This is a genomic window from Vibrio gigantis, assembly GCF_024347515.1.
Classification (GTDB): domain Bacteria; phylum Pseudomonadota; class Gammaproteobacteria; order Enterobacterales; family Vibrionaceae; genus Vibrio; species Vibrio gigantis.
Map to the genome: position 1 here is coordinate 2475338 of NZ_AP025492.1, position 22773 is coordinate 2498110.

At 45.0% G+C, this 22773-nt stretch carries 16 protein-coding genes and 1 tRNA gene; 14 read left to right on the forward strand and 3 right to left on the reverse strand.

The genetic code is table 11. The features are described from left to right. Positions 1 to 2: 2 nt before the first annotated feature. Positions 3 to 1391 (reverse strand): quorum-sensing sigma-54 dependent transcriptional regulator LuxO, encoded by a 1389-nt coding sequence (gene luxO / locus OCV56_RS10820; RefSeq protein ID WP_004734031.1) that lies wholly within the window; start codon positions 1389 to 1391, stop codon positions 3 to 5. 303 nt (positions 1392 to 1694) lie between these two features. Further along, positions 1695 to 3725 carry an excinuclease ABC subunit UvrB gene (gene uvrB, locus OCV56_RS10825; RefSeq protein ID WP_086712942.1) on the reverse strand — a complete coding sequence of 677 codons (2031 nt, stop codon included), beginning with the start codon at positions 3723 to 3725 and terminating at the stop codon, positions 1695 to 1697. Between the two features lie 509 nt (positions 3726 to 4234). On the opposite strand from uvrB, the gene OCV56_RS10830 reads away from it, so the two are divergent. The 10 genes from OCV56_RS10830 to OCV56_RS10875 all read left to right on the forward strand — a co-directional run bounded on the left by OCV56_RS10830 (position 4235) and on the right by OCV56_RS10875 (position 13126). Further along, a tRNA-Asn gene (locus OCV56_RS10830) sits at positions 4235 to 4310 on the forward strand. Positions 4311 to 4784: 474 nt separating this feature from the next. Beyond that, on the forward strand, positions 4785 to 5363 hold the full coding sequence (gene rsxA, locus OCV56_RS10835; protein ID WP_004734039.1) for an electron transport complex subunit RsxA: 579 nt from the start codon (positions 4785 to 4787) through the stop codon (positions 5361 to 5363). 2 nt (positions 5364 to 5365) lie between these two features. Continuing rightward, positions 5366 to 5959 carry an electron transport complex subunit RsxB gene (gene rsxB / locus OCV56_RS10840; protein ID WP_004734040.1) on the forward strand — a complete coding sequence of 198 codons (594 nt, stop codon included), beginning with the start codon at positions 5366 to 5368 and terminating at the stop codon, positions 5957 to 5959. Positions 5960 to 5966: 7 nt separating this feature from the next. Then, positions 5967 to 8750 carry an electron transport complex subunit RsxC gene (gene rsxC, locus OCV56_RS10845; RefSeq protein WP_086712943.1) on the forward strand — a complete coding sequence of 928 codons (2784 nt, stop codon included), beginning with the start codon at positions 5967 to 5969 and terminating at the stop codon, positions 8748 to 8750. Next, the gene (gene rsxD / locus OCV56_RS10850; RefSeq protein ID WP_086712944.1) at positions 8750 to 9796 is read left to right on the forward strand and encodes an electron transport complex subunit RsxD; all 1047 of its coding nucleotides are present in this window, start codon (positions 8750 to 8752) and stop codon (positions 9794 to 9796) included. The genes rsxC and rsxD overlap by 1 nt, the downstream gene beginning before the upstream one ends. Before the next feature lie 12 nt (positions 9797 to 9808). After that, positions 9809 to 10438 (forward strand): electron transport complex subunit RsxG, encoded by a 630-nt coding sequence (gene rsxG / locus OCV56_RS10855; RefSeq protein ID WP_086712945.1) that lies wholly within the window; start codon positions 9809 to 9811, stop codon positions 10436 to 10438. Then, on the forward strand, positions 10438 to 11130 hold the full coding sequence (locus tag OCV56_RS10860) for an electron transport complex subunit E (protein WP_076656929.1): 693 nt from the start codon (positions 10438 to 10440) through the stop codon (positions 11128 to 11130). The genes rsxG and OCV56_RS10860 overlap by 1 nt, the downstream gene beginning before the upstream one ends. Positions 11131 to 11313: 183 nt before the next feature. After that, complete coding sequence (gene nth / locus OCV56_RS10865; RefSeq protein ID WP_010437137.1) at positions 11314 to 11949, forward strand: endonuclease III; 636 nt, start codon at positions 11314 to 11316, stop codon at positions 11947 to 11949. Between the two features lie 125 nt (positions 11950 to 12074). Beyond that, positions 12075 to 12491, forward strand: coding sequence for a lactoylglutathione lyase (gloA, locus tag OCV56_RS10870; RefSeq protein WP_086712946.1), 417 nt, complete (start codon positions 12075 to 12077; stop codon positions 12489 to 12491). 200 nt (positions 12492 to 12691) lie between these two features. Next, positions 12692 to 13126 carry a DUF2753 domain-containing protein gene (locus OCV56_RS10875; protein ID WP_004734047.1) on the forward strand — a complete coding sequence of 145 codons (435 nt, stop codon included), beginning with the start codon at positions 12692 to 12694 and terminating at the stop codon, positions 13124 to 13126. Between the two features lie 102 nt (positions 13127 to 13228). Here the strand turns inward: OCV56_RS10875 and motY are convergent, their stop codons facing one another. Beyond that, positions 13229 to 14110, reverse strand: coding sequence for a flagellar protein MotY (motY, locus tag OCV56_RS10880; protein ID WP_017632535.1), 882 nt, complete (start codon positions 14108 to 14110; stop codon positions 13229 to 13231). A gap of 188 nt (positions 14111 to 14298) precedes the next feature. Between motY and rnt the strand changes: the two genes are divergently transcribed. The 4 genes from rnt to OCV56_RS10900 all read left to right on the forward strand — a co-directional run bounded on the left by rnt (position 14299) and on the right by OCV56_RS10900 (position 22748). Next, positions 14299 to 14943 carry a ribonuclease T gene (gene rnt / locus OCV56_RS10885; protein ID WP_017061178.1) on the forward strand — a complete coding sequence of 215 codons (645 nt, stop codon included), beginning with the start codon at positions 14299 to 14301 and terminating at the stop codon, positions 14941 to 14943. A 65-nt stretch (positions 14944 to 15008) separates the two neighbouring features. After that, entirely contained in the window at positions 15009 to 16334 is a 1326-nt protein-coding gene (locus OCV56_RS10890; RefSeq protein WP_026084414.1) for a Na+/H+ antiporter family protein, read from the forward strand. Between the two features lie 689 nt (positions 16335 to 17023). After that, complete coding sequence (locus OCV56_RS10895) at positions 17024 to 18367, forward strand: response regulator (RefSeq protein ID WP_086712947.1); 1344 nt, start codon at positions 17024 to 17026, stop codon at positions 18365 to 18367. 46 nt (positions 18368 to 18413) lie between these two features. Beyond that, positions 18414 to 22748 carry a transporter substrate-binding domain-containing protein gene (locus OCV56_RS10900; protein ID WP_086712948.1) on the forward strand — a complete coding sequence of 1445 codons (4335 nt, stop codon included), beginning with the start codon at positions 18414 to 18416 and terminating at the stop codon, positions 22746 to 22748. Positions 22749 to 22773: the final 25 nt, after the last annotated feature.

Sequence of the window (22773 nt, forward strand, 5' to 3'; positions counted from 1 at the left end):
GATTACTGCTTCGCATTCCACGTTTGCAACTTACGGTATATCGTCGACGGACTGACATCTAAAAAACCTGCCGCACGAGGGATGTTACCATCACATGCTTTGATGGCCTGTTCGATAGCCGTTTTCTCAGTGATCCACAATGGGAAAATATCTTTTACCGTGATGTCTTCATTCTGCTTCTCTTTCAATCGCAGACTGTTTTCAATCGGTTGGTTCAAGGGGGGGGGAAGCATGTTAAGAGTAATCTCTTTACCATTATTCAAAACCACCACGTTTCGCAATACGTTTTGCAACTGACGAACGTTACCCGGCCACTCATATTGATTAAAACGATCCAGCACTTCTTGAGCAAAACGTACAAACGCCTTCCCTTCCTCGACCGACATATAACCTAGTAGCGAGTAGGCAATCTCGATGACATCTTCTCCGCGCTCGCGCAATGGCGGCAAGTGCAGCGGAATCACGTATAAACGATAGTATAAATCTTCTCTAAAGCGACCTTCTTGTACTTCTTTCCAAGGGTCACGGTTGGTTGCACAAACAAAGCGCACATCAACACTCTTCATTTTTGAAGAGCCGACTTTTTGGAAGGTACCGGTTTGAATGAAACGAAGAAGCTTAGTTTGCAGCTCAAGATCCATTTCGCACAACTCATCGAGGAACAGTGTCCCACCATCAGCAAGTTCAGCAGCCCCTTGGCGGTCAGTTGCCGCACCAGTAAAGGCGCCTTTAACGTGACCAAACAGCTCACTTTCAATCAGATCTTTAGGAATCGCCGCACAGTTAATCGCAATGAAAGGCTTGTCACCACGCTTGCTCGCCGCATGAATCGCTTCTGCACATACCTCTTTACCCGTACCACTTTCACCAGTAATGAAAATGCTCGCCTTACTTGATGCAGCAGAATCGATAGTTCGGTAAACCTGCTGCATGGTTTGGCTGCTACCAATGAAACCTTGATAGTTCTGATTTCCCGGATGTTCAGAGCTGTTTTTAAGCTTGGTGGCTTTGCGGATCGCGTTGTTCACCGTAATACGGAGTCGGTCAGCTTCACACGGCTTGATAAGGAAATCTTGAGAACCATGACGCATGGCTTCTACGGCGGTATCGATAGAGCCGTGAGCCGTCATGAAAATAACAGGAACTTCAGGGTATTTTTGTTTTACAGCAAATAATACGTCCATACCCGTCATATCAGGCAAACGTAGATCTAATAAAATAAGGTCTGGGATTCGATGATTCAAACTCTCGATTGCATCGCGGCCAGTGCCGACTATGTTGATATCAATTTCGAGCGGTGTAAGATACGAGCGATATAACGCTGCTACCGAAGCCGTATCCTCTACCATCAACAAATACTTCGATTTGTTATCTAGCGTTTTTGATTGCATATCCTAGCCATTTATAATTTGCATTTCTTATTATAGTCGCATTCCGCTTTGCATTATGCAAATTAGCCACAATATTTGTAGTGTGTTTTTTTACTTACTTCAAAAAATCAATGTTTTATCTATCTGGCACGAACGATGCAACTGTGTAAATGACCTTCGGGTCACCTAGCCAACTGACGTTGTTAGTGGACCGTGTGTTCACAAACGTAAGCCAGTAGAACATTTACTACTGGCTGTTTTTTTGTCTGAAACACACTCAATTCTTGTCTTAAGGGTATGAAATTATTGAGTAAGAAATTGAGATTAGCTATTGGTAATAAACTGCTTTCTCAGCTGCTCAATCTCATCACGCTTCTGTGCTGCCAATTCAAATTCCAAGTTCTGAGCATGCTGATACATCGCAGCTTCGAGCTTACTGATCTCTTTATCAAGCTGTTGCGGCGTAAGTACGGCATAACTTTCTGAAGGCTCCGCCACCTTAGACAGCGGAACTTGCTTAGATTGACGCTGCTGTTTCGACTTGGTGATATCACCCAGCTCCATAATGTCTTTGATATTACGCTTAAGCGCTTGCGGCGTAATGCCTTGCTCTTTGTTGTAGGCCTGCTGTTTCTCACGGCGACGATCGGTTTCATCAATCGCTTTTCTCATCGACTTAGTAATCGAGTCACCGTATAAGATCGCTTTACCTTCAAGGTTACGTGCAGCACGACCAATGGTTTGGATCAGAGAGCGCTCAGAACGTAAGAAGCCCTCTTTGTCTGCATCAAGAATCGCCACCAGCGAAACTTCAGGCATATCCAAACCTTCACGAAGTAAGTTAATGCCCACTAACACGTCGAACTCACCCAAACGCAGATCTCGAATGATCTCTACACGCTCAACGGTATCAATATCCGAGTGCAAATAACGCACTTTAACACCATGCTCGCTTAGGTATTCGGTTAAGTCTTCCGCCATTCTCTTCGTCAACGTAGTCACCAAAACACGCTCTTCTTTCGCTGAACGGATTCTGATTTCAGACAGCAGATCATCAACTTGAGTCGCGACAGGTCTTACTTCAATAATTGGGTCTAACAGGCCAGTAGGACGCACTACTTGATCCGCAATCTCGCCATCTGATTTTTCAATCTCGTAATTACCCGGCGTTGCCGACACAAAAATCGTTTGTGGAGCTATAGACTCGAACTCTTCAAACTTCATTGGGCGGTTATCTAACGCTGAAGGCAATCTAAAGCCAAACTCGACCAAGGTTTCTTTACGAGAGCGGTCACCTTTATACATAGCGCCTATTTGCGGCACAGTCACGTGTGACTCATCGATAATCAACAGACCATCATCAGGTAAGTAATCAAATAATGTCGGAGGTGCTTCCCCTTCCGCGCGGCCGCTCAAGTATCGTGAATAGTTTTCGATACCAGAACAGAAGCCGAGCTCTGTCATCATCTCAATATCAAATTGAGTTCTCTGAGAAATACGCTGCTCTTCCAAAAGCTTGTTGTTGTCTTTTAAGTATTGAGCTCGGTCTCGAAGTTCATCTTTAATGTTCTCAATCGCCTCAAGAATTTTCTCCCTTGGCGTTACGTAGTGCGTTTTCGGATAAACGGTAAAGCGCGGTAAGTCTCTTTGCTTAACCGCACCAGTTAGAGGATCAAAGATACTGATGCAATCCACTTCGTCATCGAACATTTCGATTCTCACTGCATCTTGGTCAGATTCAGCCGGGAAGATATCAATTACTTCACCACGAACACGGAACTGACCACGCTCAAACGCAACATCGTTTCTGGAATATTGCAGTTCAGCCAAGCGACGTAAGATATCTCGCTGATCCATAACTTCACCACGACTCAAATGAAGCATCATCTTCAAGTAAGACTTAGGATCACCAAGACCATAAATAGCCGAAACAGATGCAACGATAATGGCGTCTTTTCGTTCTAGTAAGGCTTTGGTTGCCGAAAGCCTCATCTGTTCAATATGAGCGTTTACAGACGCATCTTTCTCGATGAATGTGTCTGTTGTCGGAACGTAAGCTTCTGGCTGGTAGTAATCGTAGTATGAAACGAAATACTCAACGGCATTGTTAGGAAAGAAGGATTTCATCTCTCCATATAATTGCGCGGCCAATGTTTTATTGGGCGCTAACAAGATCGCAGGTCTTTGAGATTGAGAAATGACGTTGGCAAGCGTAAAGGTTTTACCTGAGCCCGTTACCCCTAATAGAGTTTGATGTGCCAAACCAGAATCCAATCCATCTAGTAATTTGGTTATCGCTGTCGGCTGATCACCGGACGGGCTGTAGTCCGATACCAAGTCAAAGAGTTTACTCATAGGTCGCCATTTCCATACTGTTTTTTTAATCAGGTCATTGTCACTCTAGGAGGAGTGTCGTTGCAACTATTATCTAGAGAAATGCTTCTTAAGATTCGAGATCAGTTATAGCTTTTATTTTTAGAACTTGGTATTATCCGTGCCCCTGCGAAGTTTCCCCAGCTAAATTACTCGAATTTTAATCCACTACTTTTCCCCAAAAAACCTAAAAATACCGCTTGTTTTACTGTTTAATTTATAATCTAGAAAAGTTATACATTCGTGATTTTTTGATACTATTTCTTTAAATACATCAAGTTACATCCATTTTTTACATTTTCAGATTTATCCCAATTATTGTTGTTAAAGTTTCACACACACACTTATCCACAATTTTGGTGGATAACTAAAGCAAAGCTAAATCCAATAAGGCGTTCCAGAAAGTAAAGTTTTTTATCTTACTTTTTTCTGCTATTTTTTGTTGACAGAAAAACGGACTATTATTAGAATTCGCGTCGCTAACAAGCAATTCCCCTTTAGTTCAGTTGGTAGAACGGCGGACTGTTAATCCGTATGTCGCAAGTTCAAGTCTTGCAAGGGGAGCCAAATTCTAGAAAAAAGCTCAATCGAAAGATTGGGCTTTTTTCGTATATAACTGCGACTAACTTGTTCCAAGTTAATGTCACAAACCTAGCCGCCCGCGTTCAAGTCTCGACAAGGGGGCAAAATTTAAAGAAGCCGCATCACTCGATGCGGCTTTTTGCGTTTTGGTCTGTTTAAGGTCTGATTTACCCCTCATTTCAATTATTTCGCTCTCCGGAAATCAGCAACAGTCTCTGAACCATTAACGGTAAGCGTCAATCCAATTTAGAATGATCTTACGAAGGCTCCACTCCAAACTCTCATATTAATCTGTCTCACCGATTAAATTTGTACGTCTATACTTACTGCAGCTTTGATAATCAATCGATTACCTGGTGTTTTTTTCACCAAGTGTCTAAATCCCTAGTGATCCTTGGTTGTTATTAGGTGAGCAAAGCAGGATAATATCGGGATCGGAATCTCAAGAATTAATCCATTATGACCGAATACCTTTTGTTGTTGGTTGGCACAGTGCTGGTCAATAACTTTGTGCTAGTGAAGTTTTTAGGACTATGTCCATTTATGGGAGTCTCCAAGAAACTGGAGACTGCGATTGGCATGGGCCTCGCGACGACTTTCGTTCTGACGTTAGCGTCGGTATCTGCATACCTAGTAGAAACCTACATCCTTACCCCTCTGGGTATTGAATACCTGCGTACCATGAGCTTTATCTTGGTTATCGCGGTGGTTGTTCAATTTACGGAAATGGTCGTTCACAAAACCAGCCCAACGCTATATCGCCTATTAGGGATCTTTCTGCCGCTTATCACCACCAACTGTGCGGTATTAGGTGTGGCACTTCTGAACATCAATGAAAACCACAACTTCATTCAGTCGATCATCTATGGTTTCGGCGCAGCGGTTGGTTTCTCTCTTGTATTGATCCTATTTGCTGCAATGCGTGAACGTATTGCGGTTGCTGATGTTCCAATGCCATTTAAAGGCGCATCGATAGCGATGATCACAGCAGGCCTAATGTCTCTGGCATTCATGGGCTTTACCGGGTTGGTGAAATAAGCATGAGTACCATTTTAATTGCGATCATTGCGCTAGCTGTTTTAGCCGCTGTTTTTGGCGCTATTTTGGGCTTCGCTTCTATCCGCTTTAAAGTAGAAGCCGATCCTATCGTCGATCAAATCGATACCATTTTACCGCAAACTCAATGTGGCCAGTGTGGCTACCCAGGTTGTCGCCCATACGCAGAGGCGATCGCTAACGGAGACAAAATCAATAAATGTCCTCCTGGCGGCCAAGCAACCATTGAGAAGCTAGCAGACTTAATGGGCGTCGAAGTTGAAGACTCCGCTCATGACTTAGATAACAAAGTAAAAACCGTTGCTTTCATTCATGAAGATATGTGTATCGGCTGTACCAAGTGTATTCAAGCCTGCCCTGTTGATGCCATTGTCGGTGGTACCAAGGCACTGCACACAGTAATAAAAGATGAATGTACTGGTTGTGATCTTTGTGTCGCACCGTGCCCTACTGACTGTATTGAAATGATTCCAGTGGCAACAACGACTGAAAATTGGAAATGGCAGATGAACATCATTCCTGTTACAGATATCACTAACCAAGCAACTGATGCGACCGCGTCAGAGCCTAAGGCGTAGGGTTAGTATGATCTCTTTAATTGAACAAATCCGCACGGGCTCTATTTGGACCTTCCCGGGCGGCGTGCACCCTGCTGAGAACAAGAAACAGTCCAACACCACTGACATCGTTCATGCAAGGCTTCCAGAAGAAATCGTCCTTCCGGTAAAACAGCACATCGGTAAACCTGGTAACTTATTGGTTGCCGCGGGTGACACAGTACTGAAAGGCCAACAACTAACGGCTCTAGATACCGGTTTTACATTGCCGGTACATGCACCTACATCAGGTGTGATTACTGCTATCGAACCAAGAACTACCGCTCACCCTTCAGGCTTGAGCGAACTCAGTGTAGTCATCAAACCTGATGGCCTAGACGCTTGGATTGAAAGAAATCCCGTTGAAGACTTTTCAACGAAAACCTCAGACGAGCTGCTTGATGTGATTCGCCAAGCCGGTATTTCAGGTATGGGCGGTGCGGGATTCCCTACCGCCAAAAAGCTCCAATCAGGCCTAGGCCGTACTGATATTCTGATCGTCAATGCGGCTGAGTGTGAACCTTACATCACATCAGATGACAAGTTGCTTCAAGAACATGCCGAAGAAGTATTAAAAGGCATTGAGATAGTTGAACACATCCTTCAACCAAAACTGACCGTTATCGGTATTGAAGACAACAAGCCAGCGGCAATAAAAGCACTTGAGGTTGCCGCGAAAGACAAAGATATCGTCATTCGTGTGATCCCAACTAAATACCCTTCAGGTGGTGAGAAACAGCTGATCAAGATCCTCACCAATAAAGAGGTTCCTGCTGGCGGCATCCCTGCTGACATCGGTGTATTAGTTCAGAACGTTGGCTCTCTCTACTCAATTAAGAGAGCAGTAATCGACGGTGAACCCGTAGTTAACCGCGTTGTGACTTTAACCGGTAAGACTTTTAAGCAACCTCGCAACGTTTGGGCACTATTAGGTACACCTGTACACGAGCTGCTTGAGGAGTTTGGCTATAAAGCCGATAAAAAACTGCCGCGTTTGATTTTGGGCGGCCCGATGATGGGCTTTACCTTGCCACATGCCAATGTGCCGATTACTAAAACATCGAACTGTATTTTAGCGCCAACACGTCGTGAGATTGCACCAAGCACTTACGAAATGGAGTGCATTCGATGCAGTGCTTGTGCCGAAGCTTGTCCTGCCTCTCTACTGCCTCAGCAGCTGCAATGGCACGCGAAAGCGAGTGAGCTGGACAAGTGTGAAGAGCTAAATATTAAAGACTGTATTGAATGCGGTGCTTGTGCATTTGTTTGCCCAAGCGAAATCCCTCTTGTTCAGTACTATCGCCAAGCAAAAGCTGAAATCAAAACTCGAAAAGATGAAGCCGCTGCTGCAGAGCGCGCTAAGATTCGCTTTGAAGAGAAGAACGCTCGTATGGAGCGTGATAAAGCCGAGCGTGAAAACCGCTTTAAGAAAGCCGCAGATAACCGCCGTAAAGATATGAAAACGTCTGGCGGTGATGATGCGATTGCAGCTGCGATTGCTCGTGTTAAAGCACAAAAAGCCGCTGCGGATCAGGCTCCGAATGAAGAGCCAGCAGTGAAACCTGCGGTAGCCGCTGCGATTGCTAAGGCAAAAGCGAAACAAGCTGCAGCTCTGAAGGAAAACGGCGCTAAACCAGACAACTCTGAAATGTCGAAGCTACGTGAAGAGCGTAAACGTCAAGCTCGAGAACGCAAGGCGCAACAAGCTGAGTCAGCTTCTGACGCTCCCGCTGAAAGTACTGGCGATGCCAAGAAAGACGCTGTTGCTGCCGCTATCGCTCGTGCTAAAGCGAAGAAAGCTCAACAAGCGGAATCAACTTCTGATGCCCCAGCTGAAAGCTCCGGCGATGCTAAGAAAGATGCCGTTGCTGCCGCAATAGCTCGCGCTAAAGCGAAGAAAGCTCAACAAGCGGAATCAGCTTCTGACGCTCCAGTTGAAAGCTCTGGTGACGCTAAGAAAGACGCCGTTGCTGACGCTATTGCCCGTGCTAAAGCCAAGAAAGCAAAACAAGCAGAATCAGCTTCTGATGCTACTACTGAAAGTTCTGGCGATGCCAAGAAAGACGCTGTTGCTGCCGCTATCGCTCGTGCTAAAGCGAAGAAAGCTCAACAAGCGGAATCAACTTCTGAAGCTCGAGCTGAAAGTTCTGGCGACGCTAAGAAAGATGCCGTTGCTGCAGCCATTGCACGCGCTAAAGCGAGGAAAGCTCAGCAAGCGGAATCAGCTTCTGATGCTCCGGCTGAAAGCTCTGGCGATGCTAAGAAAGATGCTGTAGCTGCCGCTATTGCTCGTGCTAAAGCAAAAAAAGCACAGCAAGCTAAACAAGCAGAAACGCCTGAACCAGTGATTGAAGTTGAAGCCGAGTCTCAATCGGAGCAAGTCGACCCTAAGAAAGCTGCTGTTGCTGCGGCCATCGCTCGCGCTAAGGCTAAGAAAGCACAACAAGCCAAACAAGACGAAACTGCTGATATTCCTGAGCCAGTACTTGAAGTCGAAACTGAAACTTCACCTGACACAGTCGACCCTAAAAAAGCTGCAGTTGCTGCCGCTATTGCACGCGCTAAAGCGAAAAAAGCACAGCAAGCTAAGCAGGTCGAAGCTGAAGAAATCGCTCCCGAACCTTTAGCTGAAAAAGAGGCTGTGGTTGAATCTGAGGCTCAATCAGAACCCGTCGATCCTAAGAAAGCAGCCGTTGCTGCCGCTATTGCTCGTGCTAAAGCAAGAAAAGCGCAGCAAGAGCAAGATAAAAAGAACAATGAGGAGAAAGAGTAGTGGCCTTCTTTATCGCCAGCTCACCGCACGCGCACAGTCGTAGAAGCACCCCAGATCTCATGAAATGGGTGGCTATTTGTGCATTGCCAGGTCTACTAGCTCAAACCTACTTCTTTGGATGGGGTACGCTCATCCAATTAGTATTTGCTATCGCACTTGCTGTTACCTTTGAAGCCGCTGTAATGCTGTTAAGAAAACGCCCGCCAGTAATGGCACTGCGTGATTACAGTGCTGTTGTGACCGCTTGGTTACTCAGTGTCGCTATTCCCCCGCACTCACCGTGGTGGATTCTAGTGATTGGTATGTTCTTCGCGATTATTATTGCGAAACACCTATATGGCGGCCTAGGGCAAAACCCATTTAACCCAGCTATGGTGGCTTACGTTGTTTTGCTGATCTCATTCCCAGTTCAGATGACCAGTTGGAATGCACCAGCTAGCCTAACCGCTGAAGCAACAAGCTTTGTTGACTCCTTCTTGATGATCTTTACGGGTTTCAATAACGAAGGTTTGTCTCTTCAACAAGCGCGCCTTGGTATTGATGGCACCACAATGGCGACGCCACTCGATGCCTTCAAAACCGCACTAACGGCAGGTAACACCGCTTCTGAAGCTCTGTCTCAACCTCAATTCAGCTGGCTAGCTGGCGTAGGTTGGGAATGGGTGAACCTTGCTTACCTAATTGGCGGCTTGGTACTTATCAAGCAACGCGTGATTCAATGGCATATTCCTGTGGCGTTCATCGGCAGCCTTGCTCTGTTTAGCCTAGTGTTCTTAATCCTAACTCCAGGTGAAACCGCTTCTCCAACTATTCACCTATTGTCTGGCGCAACCATGCTTGGTGCATTCTTTATTGCAACCGATCCTGTTTCAGCTTCAACGACAGTAAAGGGTCGATTGGTATTTGGTGCTCTGATTGGCGCGTTGGTGTTTATTATCCGCAGTTGGGGTGGCTTCCCTGATGGCGTAGCGTTTGCTGTATTGTTAGCCAACATGTGTGTTCCACTGATTGACTACTACACCAAACCTCGTACGTACGGTCACTAAGGAGCGGATACCATGCTAAATGCTATTAAGAAAAACGGCCTTGTACTCGCGATTTTTGCTTGTGCTTCAACAGGTTTGGTAGCGGTAACGCATTACCTAACCAAAGATCAGATCAAACAGCAAGAACAGGCACAGTTACTGTCTGTTCTTAACCAAGTGATCCCACACGATCTGCACGACAACGAACTGTTTTCATCTTGCACTCTAGTTCAAGCAGAAGAGCTTGGAACTGAGCAAACGATGCCAGCTTACATTGCTAAAATCAATGGTGAGCCGAGTGCGATTGCAATCGAAGCGATTGCCCCAGACGGCTACAACGGCGCGATTAAAGTGATTGTTGGAATGAAGATCGACGGTACTATTTTAGGTACTCGCGTGCTTTCTCACCAAGAAACTCCAGGTTTGGGTGATAAGATTGATCTACGTGTGAGTGATTGGATTCTTTCGTTTGCAGGTAAGCAAGTGACGGATTCTAATCTCGACCGTTGGAAGGTTCGTAAAGATGGTGGTGACTTCGACCAGTTTACTGGCGCAACCATTACTCCTAGAGCGGTAGTGAAATCTGTCAAACAAGCGGTTCAGTACGTTAACCAAAACAACCAAGCATTGCTTGCTCAACCTCTAAATTGTGGTGGTGAATAATGAGTGATCATAAAACACTAATCAAAAATGGCATGTGGGCCAACAACCCTGCCCTAGTACAACTGCTTGGCTTATGTCCGCTGTTGGCTGTCTCTTCAACGGTGACGAACGCTCTTGGGCTAGGTATTGCTACGCTGCTTGTATTGGTCGGTTCGAACGTTGCTGTTTCTCTGGTTCGTAACCACGTACCAAAAGAAGTACGTATTCCAGTCTTCGTAATGATCATTGCATCACTGGTAACTTGTGTTCAGCTTCTGATGAATGCTTACGCATATGGCCTTTATCTATCTTTGGGTATCTTCATCCCGCTGATCGTAACCAACTGTATCATCATTGGCCGAGCTGAAGCTTTCGCGTCTAAAAACGAAGTATTGCCTGCTGCTCAAGATGGTTTCTGGATGGGCCTTGGCATGACATCGGTACTGGTTGTGCTAGGTGCAATGCGTGAGGTTATCGGTAACGGTACCCTGTTTGATGGTGCAGACCTGCTTCTTGGTGATTGGGCTTCTGTATTACGAATCCAGATATTCCAATTTGATAACAGCTTCTTGTTAGCCCTGCTTCCACCGGGTGCCTTTATTGGTGTTGGCTTCTTAATTGCGTTGAAAAACATCATCGACAACCAAGCAAAATCTAGACAGCCTAAACAAGAAAAACCTGTCATTGAACGCGCTCGCGTTACCAATGCTTAATAAGTTACAGTAGCTTAAACCCTGCTGAGCAGCTCAACCGCTCAGCAGGATGTTAGATTGACCAAGTACACATAATAATGACGCTCATAAGAGCGCGTAACCGATGATAAAGCCTGAGCATTTAGAGTTTATTGAATATCCACTCTGGAACTCAAGCCCTAACTATTTGAAAGTAATGTCGCTATGAACAATGTAAAACGAGTAGAAATACTTGAGCGTTTAAGAGAAAACAACCCTAAGCCAGAGACTGAGCTTAACTGGAACAGCCCTTTCGAATTGCTGATCGCCGTGCTCTTATCTGCACAGGCAACCGATGTCAGTGTCAACAAAGCAACGGATAAGCTTTACCCCGTTGCTAATACTCCACAGGCTATTTTCGACCTAGGTGTCGATGGTCTAAAAGAGTACATCAAGACAATCGGCCTATTTAATTCAAAAGCAGAAAACACCATCAAGACGTGTCGTATGTTGCTTGACCTACACAATGGTGAAGTACCGGAAGATCGTGCGGCATTAGAAGCCCTTCCTGGCGTTGGTCGTAAGACTGCCAACGTAGTATTGAACACCGCTTTCGGTTGGCCAACCATTGCCGTTGATACTCATATCTATCGTGTTTCAAACCGCACCAAGTTAGCAATGGGTAAAACAGTCGACGATGTTGAAGCCAAGCTGCTCAAAGTCATTCCAAAAGAATTCAAACTGGATGTCCACCACTGGCTCATTCTTCATGGACGTTACACCTGTGTCGCGCGTAAACCACGCTGTGGCAGTTGTATCATTGAAGACCTATGTGAGTTCAAAGAGAAAACGGACGTCTAGGCTAATAAGCCGTTAGGCCTAAGCGAAAGAAGCTAACAGGCCTATTGGCTGAAAAGCACCGCGTTTTTCTCGCGGTAAAAACAGAATTACAAAAACGTAAACATAGTTAAAGCTAGGAGCAAATCATGTCAAACGGTCGTATTTTACACACCATGCTGCGCGTGGGTGATCTAGATAAGTCTATCGAGTTCTACACAAAAGTAATGGGCATGCAGCTATTACGTAAGAACGAAAACAAAGAGTACGAATACACACTGGCTTTCGTTGGCTTTGGCGACGAATCTCAAGGCGCAGTAATTGAGCTGACTTACAACTGGGGCACCGCGGAATACGATCTTGGCTCTGCTTTTGGCCACGTTGCTATCGGTGTTGATGACATCTACACAACGTGTGACGCGATTAAAGCAGCAGGCGGTAACGTGACTCGTGAAGCAGGCCCAGTAAAAGGTGGCTCTACGCACATCGCATTCGTTAAAGATCCTGACGGCTACATGATTGAGCTGATTCAAAACAAACAAGCAAGCGCAGGTCTAGAAGGTTAATTCCTAAATACCTTTGCAAGATTAGGCTAGAACGCCTGATGAAATGAACACAGAAGCGAGCACTATGCTCGCTTCTTTTTTATCACTCTCCCCATAATCGATATTCTTCACCAATTATTATTAACAATCTCACTGATGAAACTTTACATGATAATGATTATCATTTAAATTAACCACCTATTGATTAGTGAGGTAATACAATGATTAGCGAATGGGAAAAACACACGTTACTCGCCGATACGGCATTGCAGCTCGATGATCCTGTACGAAGTATTCTTCACTATCAGCAGGCATTGAACTTAAGCGAAGAAATTACAGAACGTACCGATATTCAGGCCGATGAACGTCTACTTATCTCAGTGATTTCTTGTCACAACCTTGCGCAATTCTGGCGTTGGGCGGGTGATACAGAGTACGAACTTAAATACCTCCAATTAGCTTCAGAAAAAGTGCTGACTCTGATCCCTCAGTGCCCTAATACGCAGTGTTCAAGCTTTATCGACTCTATTGGTTGTTGTAAGAAAGCGCTTATCGATTTCATGAAACGCCATCCCAACCCTAAAATTGCTTCTATGGTGGAAAAGATCGATACCGCGACCAACTGTGAAATGATTGCTCGTTTCCGTCTTAACTAGGAAAGCTCCTTTCACAGACGCATTGTTTAGTTTGTTAATTCAGATACAAAAAGCCCGTCATGACGACGGGCTTTTTAATTTGAGCTTTAGATTTTATTGGAGTTAAACCTGCGTTCTACCTAATGAGATAACAACGCGTCGGTTCTTGTCTTTACCAATCGGGGAGTTGTTATCGGCAATTGGACGACGCTTGCCATAACCTTGCACTTGAATACGGTCTTCTGGCAAACCTAGAGATTTAAAGTACTCCCTTAACGATTCAGCTCTGCGCTCTGATAGGTTTTGGCTAATGCCTTTGCTGTCGACAGAGTCGGTGTACGTTGCCACCAGCACAAGATCAATATCTTGGTTGTAGCGAACATAATCGGCAATCTGGCTCAGCCTTTTACGCGACGATTTATTCAGCTGATCGCTGTTACGGTCGTAATGCAAGATAGTAAAAGAGATATCTTCAAAGCTGTAAGGCAATAAGTTAGCAACACAATCACTGAAGACATTGTATTTTTCTTGGAACAACACCGACGATAACGACACTTCGATACGCTGATCTCGGCTTTGCCACTCTTGGTAACTGAATGTCGGGTAGCGCCCTTTCTCCAGTTCACTCAAAATGCCCCAAGCGGTTTGTCCGCCCACGTAACCATCAAATTGTTGGAAGAACTTAATGGTTGTCATGCGGTCGGCACTTTCGCCGGGACGCCAAGGTGGTGGCATGGAAATCAAGCTGACATTGCGAGTCGCACCCATTGGGCGGCGCATTTTAAGCTCAAAGTCCAAAATGATTTTTTTACTCGCACGAGATGAAAACTCAGCGTCACCAAAATTTGGGATTGGATGAACTAAGCGACATTCTAGTGGCGTGTTAGCCACCATCTCCCACGTCGACTGTTGAGGAGATGCTCCATAACGCTTTTCTTGTGCCATTACCGATGACGACATAAGAAGCGAAAATAGCATTGAACCTGTTATGAGTTGTTTCTTCATAAAGTGGAGTATCTCTTAAGCAATTCGTTTAACAATGCAGCCAATTGCCGCATTTTTCTCTCGCGTTTAAATATGCAATTATCAAGCCGCAATGGGTTGGCTAATTTATGATTTATTGCCCTTCCCTAGTTTTTATCACTGCTATTATCTGCAATAATGCAGCCTTAATCACACTTATTTGGGCTAACATGACTGTAGAAAACGAAGCTCTGACCCTAAAAAAACGCTTTCGCGGCTATTTTCCAGTGGTCATCGACGTGGAAACCGCAGGGTTTAACGCTGAAACCGATGCATTATTAGAAATCTGTGCCATTACATTAAAAATGGATGAGAACGGAGATCTGCACCCAGCATCAACGCTTCATTTTCACATTGAGCCTTTTGAAGGCGCAAATATAGAGCAGGCAGCATTAGACTTTAACGGAATTAAAGACCCATTTAGCCCATTACGTGGTGCTGTGTCGGAACAAGAAGCCCTTAAAGAAATCTACAAGCTAGTGAGAAAAGAACAAAAAGCTTCAGATTGCAGTCGTGCAATCATGGTCGCTCACAATGCTACATTCGATTTGAACTTCGTTAATGCGGCAAGTGAGCGTTGTAAGCTTAAACGCGTCCCGTTTCATCCATTTGCAACTTTTGACACTGCAGCTCTTAGTGGTCTTGCCTACGGTCAAACCGTTTTGGCTAAAGCTTGCCGCACTGCAGGGATGGAATTTGACAACAAAGAAGCACACTCTGCTTTGTATGATACGCAAAAAACCACAGAGTTATTTTGCGGCATAGTAAACAAATGGAAAGCCCTTGGTGGTTGGCCTCTTGTTGACGAAGAATAAAAAATAGAGTCGGTAAACGTTTTTTCGTATTGCCTTCATAAAAAACACAACATCCCGAGAATAATATGAATCCTGTTGTAATTTCAGTTTGCATCATGCTTGTTTTAGCTTTGATGCGTGTAAACGTAGTCGTTGCTCTGACGTTCAGTGCAATTATCGGTGGCGTAGCCTCTGGTATGAGCTTGAACGACGCAGTCGCGGCTTTCGAAAGTGGATTAGGCGGCGGTGCAACGATTGCACTTAGCTATGCCATGCTTGGTACATTCGCTGTTGCTATCTCTCGTTCTGGTATCACAGACCTACTTGCTCAAAGCGTTATCAAACGCATTCACGGTAAAGAGAACAGTGCAGCATCGACCGGTCTTAAATACGGCATCCTTGCTTCTTTGATCTTAGTGACCATGTCTTCGCAAAACGTGATTCCGGTACATATCGCCTTCATCCCAATCTTAATTCCACCCCTATTAGGCGTATTTGCAAAAATGAACCTAGACCGTCGTCTGGTTGCGTGTGTGCTGACTTTTGGTCTGATTACGCCTTACATGGTTTTACCTATTGGTTTTGGTGGCATCTTCCTAAACAACATCCTGCTTAAAAACCTTCACGACAACGGTCTTGAAAACGTAGTAGCAAGCCAAGTACCAATGGCGATGTTGTTACCAGCTGCGGGTATGATCTTCGGCCTTCTAACGGCAGTGTTCTTCACTTACCGTAAGCCTCGTCAATACAAAGAAACGTCTCACACGATTGTTTCAACTGAGACAAAAGAGATCAACAAGAAGCACATCCTAGTAGCAGCAGCGGGTATCGTTGCAGCACTAACGGTTCAACTATCGACGGGGTCTATGATCATCGGTGCACTTGCTGGTTTCATGGTATTCACCTTCGGTGGCGTAATCGCTTGGAAAGAGACACAAGATGTCTTCACTAAGGGCGTTCACATGATGGCAATGATCGGTTTCATCATGATTGCAGCGGCAGGTTTTGCAGCGGTAATGAAGCAAACAGGTGGCGTTGAGTCTCTAGTTGAAGCGCTTTCAACAAGCATCGGTGACAATAAACCTCTAGCAGCACTGCTTATGCTCATCGTTGGTCTATTGGTAACAATGGGTATCGGCTCTTCGTTCTCTACGATTCCAATCCTTGCTACTATCTACGTTCCACTAGCAGCAGCATTTGGTTTCTCACCAATGGCAACAATCGCTCTAGTAGGTACCGCTGCAGCACTTGGTGATGCGGGCTCTCCAGCTTCTGACTCAACGTTAGGTCCAACATCGGGTCTTAATGCTGATGGGCAACACGAGCACGTATGGGAAACCGTAGTACCGACGTTCCTGCACTACAACATCCCACTGATCGTATTCGGTTGGATTGCAGCGATGGTTCTGTAGTTAAAGAGTCCTACGCTCACTTTTATAAAGACCGCCTCGTGCGGTCTTTTTTGTATATTGGGTCTGTTGACCTTTCGAGCTGATTTTTGCAGCGTTTTGTGGGAAGTTTCTACAAGGCAGAGGCTTTGAAGTGTAGCTAGCCTACATGAGAAGCCGATAACGCAGTAGAAATGAACCACAAAGGCTGCCCGAAGGGTGCGGCTAGAATCGTTTTATGCTTTGTTAAGAAGTATTTACTTAGAGTAACTAGGCTACATACTCCTTGCCGCGCCTAAAACGATTCTATCTCGAACAAAATTTAACCGCGAAAGGTCAACAGACCCTAGACTCTTTCCCCTTTTATTTCTAACTCTAGAAACACGCTAACCTTCTGAACCAACGTCACTTTCTATACATTATCCCGTGCGCATTGATATGCAACTTGTGGCTATTCATTAAATTAACCTCTACACTTAAGTGTTTAATAAATAAGCCGCTAATTCATAGAGAATACCAATCACAGTAAGTAAATGATCAGAAATAGCGCAGGAAAAAGGTTCGAGAACAAGGCAGATTTTTTGGTAAGTAGTTATTCTACAATCAAAAATTCTAACGAAGTTATCGAGCGTTTTAACCAGCTAGGATGATTAGTTATTTACTACGATTGGTATAATAAAGCGGCGAGGCTCAATACGTCAGAAGGCTACTATATGGATATACTCGCCCGATCTCGCTACCTCATCATTGATGACAGCAGCGTCATTCAAAGTGCGACACGCGCACTGCTTATCAAACTAGGTGTTCCGAACAACAATGTAATCAGCGCCTCCAATGCCCAAAATGCGATTGAGGCTTGCCGCGCACATCGATTCGATATCTTACTGATTGACCATGATTTAGGCTCAGGTAGTAATGGCTTACAACTGCTTGAGTTTTTGCAGCAAAAAGAATTAATTAGGCCACAAACCCTTGTGTTTATAGTGACGGGTAATGATAGCCAAGACATCTTCTTTGGTTATGCTCACTTCGAACCTGATGGCTACCTGATCAAGCCCATAAGAGCCGATGACATCATAAAACGAGTGACATCGGCCCTGTGTCGACAGCAATACTTTTCGACATTAGAGCAAGCCTATCTTAAGAATGGGCTTAACGCGGTAAAGCCACTCTTTGGAAAAGCCCCTGACCCATCCACATTAAAAGATGCCATTATCTACATGGCGAACATTCTGATTAAGAATCAACATCTCGATGAAGCACAAGCCATGTTGAATGGGTTGTTGCAGCTCCATGATTACTTGCCTGCCAAGGTTAAGTTGGTTGAAGTCCATATCGCTAAACAGAATTATCACAACGCGCTAAGTCAGGTCGACGGGTTAATAGAAAACAACCCTCGCAATATCAAATTGCAACAGCTTAAGGTCAAGATCTGCCTCAATACCAGTGACTTCGAATCTGCTAACGAGCTAATCGACCAAGTGCTCACCGTGAACGGCAGTAATATTGAGCTAACCAACACCATGGTTTGGCTACAGCTGTTAGATAAAAACGTCGACCAAGCAACCGTACACCTCAAATCACTTGCTCAACTCATTCCCCACTCGATCTGGGACTCTGCAGGTAAGCGAGCACTGATCTTATGGGCCGACAGTTTAACCCTCACTCAAAAAGAACTAGCACTTTGGAAACCTGAAGGTGCATGGCAAAGGCTATCTCATTCGGAAAAGTCATACGCACTCAGTAAGCCGTTGTTGAAGCTTTGTCGTACCTTGCAACTGATTCAACTCGAGCAGCATGAAGTGGCAAAAGAGCGCATTGAGAGCATTTCAATGAACGAATACTCAGACAACGATGTCGAAGCCTTCTTCTTGTTGGCACTGTGCTATCAAGCCTTGGGTTTACAAGATAAAGTCGATCAAATAAAGCGCCAAATTGAGACCCACCTAAAAGCAGACCACACCAGCCTCGCCCTTTTACAGCGTATGGCTTTACAGCAAGCAGACAATTTTGCATTACCCACACTAACCAAATCGCCTTTGGCCGCAGTTAGTTGAGCACGCCGTCAAACCCAAATGAGTACGTAAACGACAGGATGTCTTTATGCAAAACAATGCTTCAAAAACGAAAACGTGGTGTGTCGCCTTTCTATTGAGTTGCCTTACGGTATTTATGTGGCCACTGCACAGCTTTGCTAAAAGCACACCTCTAGAAAACTCGACGAATAACCAAATTGTATTGCGTGTAGGCCTGCCGTCTTACAATATGGTTCCTTATAGCTACCAACATCAAACTCCCTCTGGGAACATTGTCGCTGAAGGACTACTCATCAGTATGTTAGATGAGGTATCGGCAAGCGCAGGCTTCAAATATAAAATTGAGCTGTACCCAACATTTAGCGGCGTACTCAGTGCATTTGAAAAGGGAGAATTAGATTTGTTGGTCGGTGTTTCCTCGACCAAAGAGCGCCAAGAATACATGACCTTCAGTGAACCGATGTTCTCGATTCGACGAGCGGTCATTACTCAAAATCTGAAAATAAACGACTTGAGTGAGCTGGCAACCGCAAATTTAGCGCTAGAGAAAGGGTTTGCGCTCAATGATCTCCTTCCAAGTTTGCTTCCAGAGAGTCGAATCACCACCTTAGACAGCACACAAGCGGCCTTCACGGCGATTCAAGAGAATCGTGTTGACGCTTATATTGGTGATGCACTTGCGCTTTCTGCGTTACTGCGAGAGCAACCTAAAGACTCACTCACACTATCAGTCCTTCCTGACTTGCCAGCCGATCACTTGCACTTCGCGGTCAAAAAAGGAAAGCACAAACTACTCAGCCGAATCAATTTCGCTTTAGAGGACATCAAGGAGAGTTCACTGCAATCGATTTACAACCAATGGCTTGCTCCCTCTCAACACTCTATGTTGCTGGATTATGGAACATTGAACTTAACTCAAGACGAAAAAAACTGGCTTGATAACAACCCTTCCATCCCTGTAGGCACACACGCCAATTGGTCCCCTTACGACTTTACCAATGAGCAACAGCAACACTCAGGCTTATCTGCTGACGTCTTAAATCTAATAAGTAATGTGCTTGGTGTGTCATTTGAAAGTACCACTTACCTAACCCCAGAAGCGGCAGAAGTCGCGTTCAATAATGGCGAGACAATGGTGCTAACCAGCATCACGCCAACCAGAGATAAAGCGCGATACATGGACTTCACTCAAGCTTACAGTTTTGAACCTTGGGTGTTATTGAGTCGCTCTGATCGATTAGGCAACTTTGCACCAAGTGGCACCGAAGTGATTGGTGTGATTGAAGGTTCTGGAGGCACAACGGTTCTACCTTCTCTCTGCCTGACTTGCCAAACCATTCCTTACATCAATCAAGTTAGCGCTTTCCAAGCATTACAGAAAGACGAAATCAGTTTCGCGCTCGCTTCACTTCATCATGCAGCCCCTTTATTGCATCAAGACTATGTAGGGCAATTCAAAATCACAGGCACCATTAATGAGCAAAACAGCGCTCCTTTGGCTCTCGCAGTCAACTTCCGCCACCCCATGCTGTTGAGCATTCTCAACAAAGCCATTGGAGCATTGCCTGCCAATGAACTTGAGCGCTTGGAGAACAAATGGCTGACCTATGAATACCAAGAGGGTTTGTCGCCACGTGAAGTCGCTAAATGGTCGGTGACCATCGGGCTTGGGATCTTTGTGGTTATTTTCGTGATCGTATTCTGGAACCGTAAAATGGCAGCGGAAATCGAGCAGCGAAAAGTCGCAGAACAACGCGCCAAAGCCGCAGAAGCTCATTTGCAAACATTGGCCGACAACATTGATGGGGTAGTACTTAAACATATTCAAACACACCCTCAACAGCCTTTGAATATTCAGTTTAGCTTCGTCAGTGCTGGTGTAACCGATATGTTCGGTTTATCGGTGGATAACGTAAAAGAGCATCCTCAACATCTTTTCGAACTTATCTCGAAGGATGACTTACCCCAGTTTGAAACCAGTATGCTCGATGCCATTAAAACCGGGCATTGGGAAAGCGAGCAGCAAGTGCAGTTAGAATCTGGTGAAGTGAAATGGGTGAAATTTAATAGCCAAGTATCGAACAGCAAGGCTATCGAATGGAACACGGTGATTACAGACATCACCCTATTGAAAAAACAGCAACAGGCTTTAGACAATGCTCGCCAGAAAGCAGAAACTGCCACCGCCGCTAAGTCGCAGTTCCTAGCGACTATCAGCCATGAGGTTCGCACCCCAATAAGCGGGATCTTAGGGTTACTGGAATTAATGCAAGAGCATCAATTGAGTGAAGAGTTGCTCAACTTACACGGAGGATTGAATCAGTCGGCTCGTAACTTACTGCACATCGTTAACGACGTACTCGATTACTCCAAAATTGAAGCAGGGAAATTAGAGCTCAACCCGACTGAAATTGAGCTTGGCAAAGTATTAGCGCGCATCGTGCAGCCACAGTCCATTCATGCGCAGCAAAAAGGCTTAGCCTTTCACTATTGGCAAGATCCGAACCTTGCTAAATGGTTGCTTGCAGACGACATACGACTCCACCAAATTCTGAACAACTTCCTCAATAATGCGATTAAGTTCACCGAACATGGCACTATTTCGTTACATGTCGACGTCATTAAGAAAAACGAACATCAACAAACAATTAGCCTCACCGTCTCAGACACGGGTATTGGTATCCCGAAAGGCAGACAACAAAGCTTATTTCAGCCTTTTGAACAAGCTGACAAGACCACCAGCCGCCGTTTCGGTGGCACAGGGCTTGGACTGTCTATCGCTTTGAAGTTGATTGAACAGATGGACGGCACCATAGAGTTGTCGAGTGAAGAAGGAAAAGGCAGCCAATTTACCGTTACGGTTATTCTGCCAACCTGTCATTCTGAAAATACGACTGGCAACGCTTTAGCCCTTCCCCACACAGTATCAAGCGAGTCAGAGGCTAATTCTGAACTTGATGTTAGCAATCACTCACACGAGGTATATGTCGTTGGTTTCGTTCTTCAACAAGAGGAGTTGTGTCGATATCTAATACACTTCGGCCTTAAACCAAAGGTTCTGCATATTAATCAAAAGCACCTACTCAAAGAGATGGTCGTCAAATACCAGCCAAAACACATCTTTGTGGCGATGTCTGTATGGCAACAGCTTGCGATTACCGATGCATGGATTCAACAACATACGAGTTCAACACGATTCACCGTGATCAACCAAAACCCAATGCTCTCGCCTGAGCCGTTAGGCAACTCTTGGTGTTTGTCGGTCAACCCATTGCTGCCCGATAACTTAGTTCACGTTCTAACGAAGCCCGTCAGTCACGACAATCTAATCTCGCCATTAGACAACGAAACTAAAACACCGATCACCACAGAGACTCGCGAGCAGGCTGAAATCAACGGCAAGCTGATTCTGGTCGCTGAAGATCATCCCATCAACCAACAAGTCATCGCTAAGCAACTTGAAAATATTGGTGTTCACGCCGACATCGTTGATAACGGAGTGTTGGCTCTGAACGCCTTAAAAGATAAACACTATGGCCTATTACTAACCGATTGCCACATGCCCGAAATGGACGGATACACACTTGCATCAAGCATTCGTCAAATAGAGCAACGCAAAGTGGAACTTAACCAAGAAACTCAAAGACTTCCAATCGTCGCGTTGACAGCAAATGCCGTTCAAGGTGAAGACGCCAACTGCTACGCACACGGCATGGATGACTTCTTGGTTAAACCCGTCTCTATTAAGCAGATGAGATTAACCATTGAGAAATGGTTACCCGCAATCGACGATTCCAGCCCAGTTCATGAAACTGATGTTTACGATGTAGAGGAATTAAATACACAGAATCAGGAGGTAAGAGCTTCATCAAACTCCTCACCTCAAGACGAAGAAGCCAATGAATTTTCGATGCTGTTCCAAGATATAGAACAGAGCTTTGAGGATAATCAGAGCCGAGCACGAAGCGAAGATCTCGTTCCTGCAATCAATCAAGACTCCTTCAATAATACAAACAATCAAGTAATCGACTATGCCGCACTCTATGATCTCTTCGAAGATCACGATGTAGTAATGACCTTACTTGATGAGTTTGCCATAAGCTTCATGGAAGATAATAAACGGATAAACGAGCTGTGGGCTAACAAGGAATACCGAGAACTTAAAACCACGGCACACCGACTTAAAGGCGCAGCAAAAATGGTGGCGTGTGACACGATTGCTTCGCCGCTCGCAAACATTGAGGCACACGCAAACGATCTATTAACCGAAGCCACGGATTTAGATCAAGTCGAATCAGAAATTGAAGCTTCAATCGAAGAAGTGGTGGCTACATTCGAACGGTTTGAAGATGAGATAAACCAGCTACGTCAGACAAAAGAAAAGGCTTACTCTTATGAGTAAGCCTTAGAGGTCATGCGTCAATACA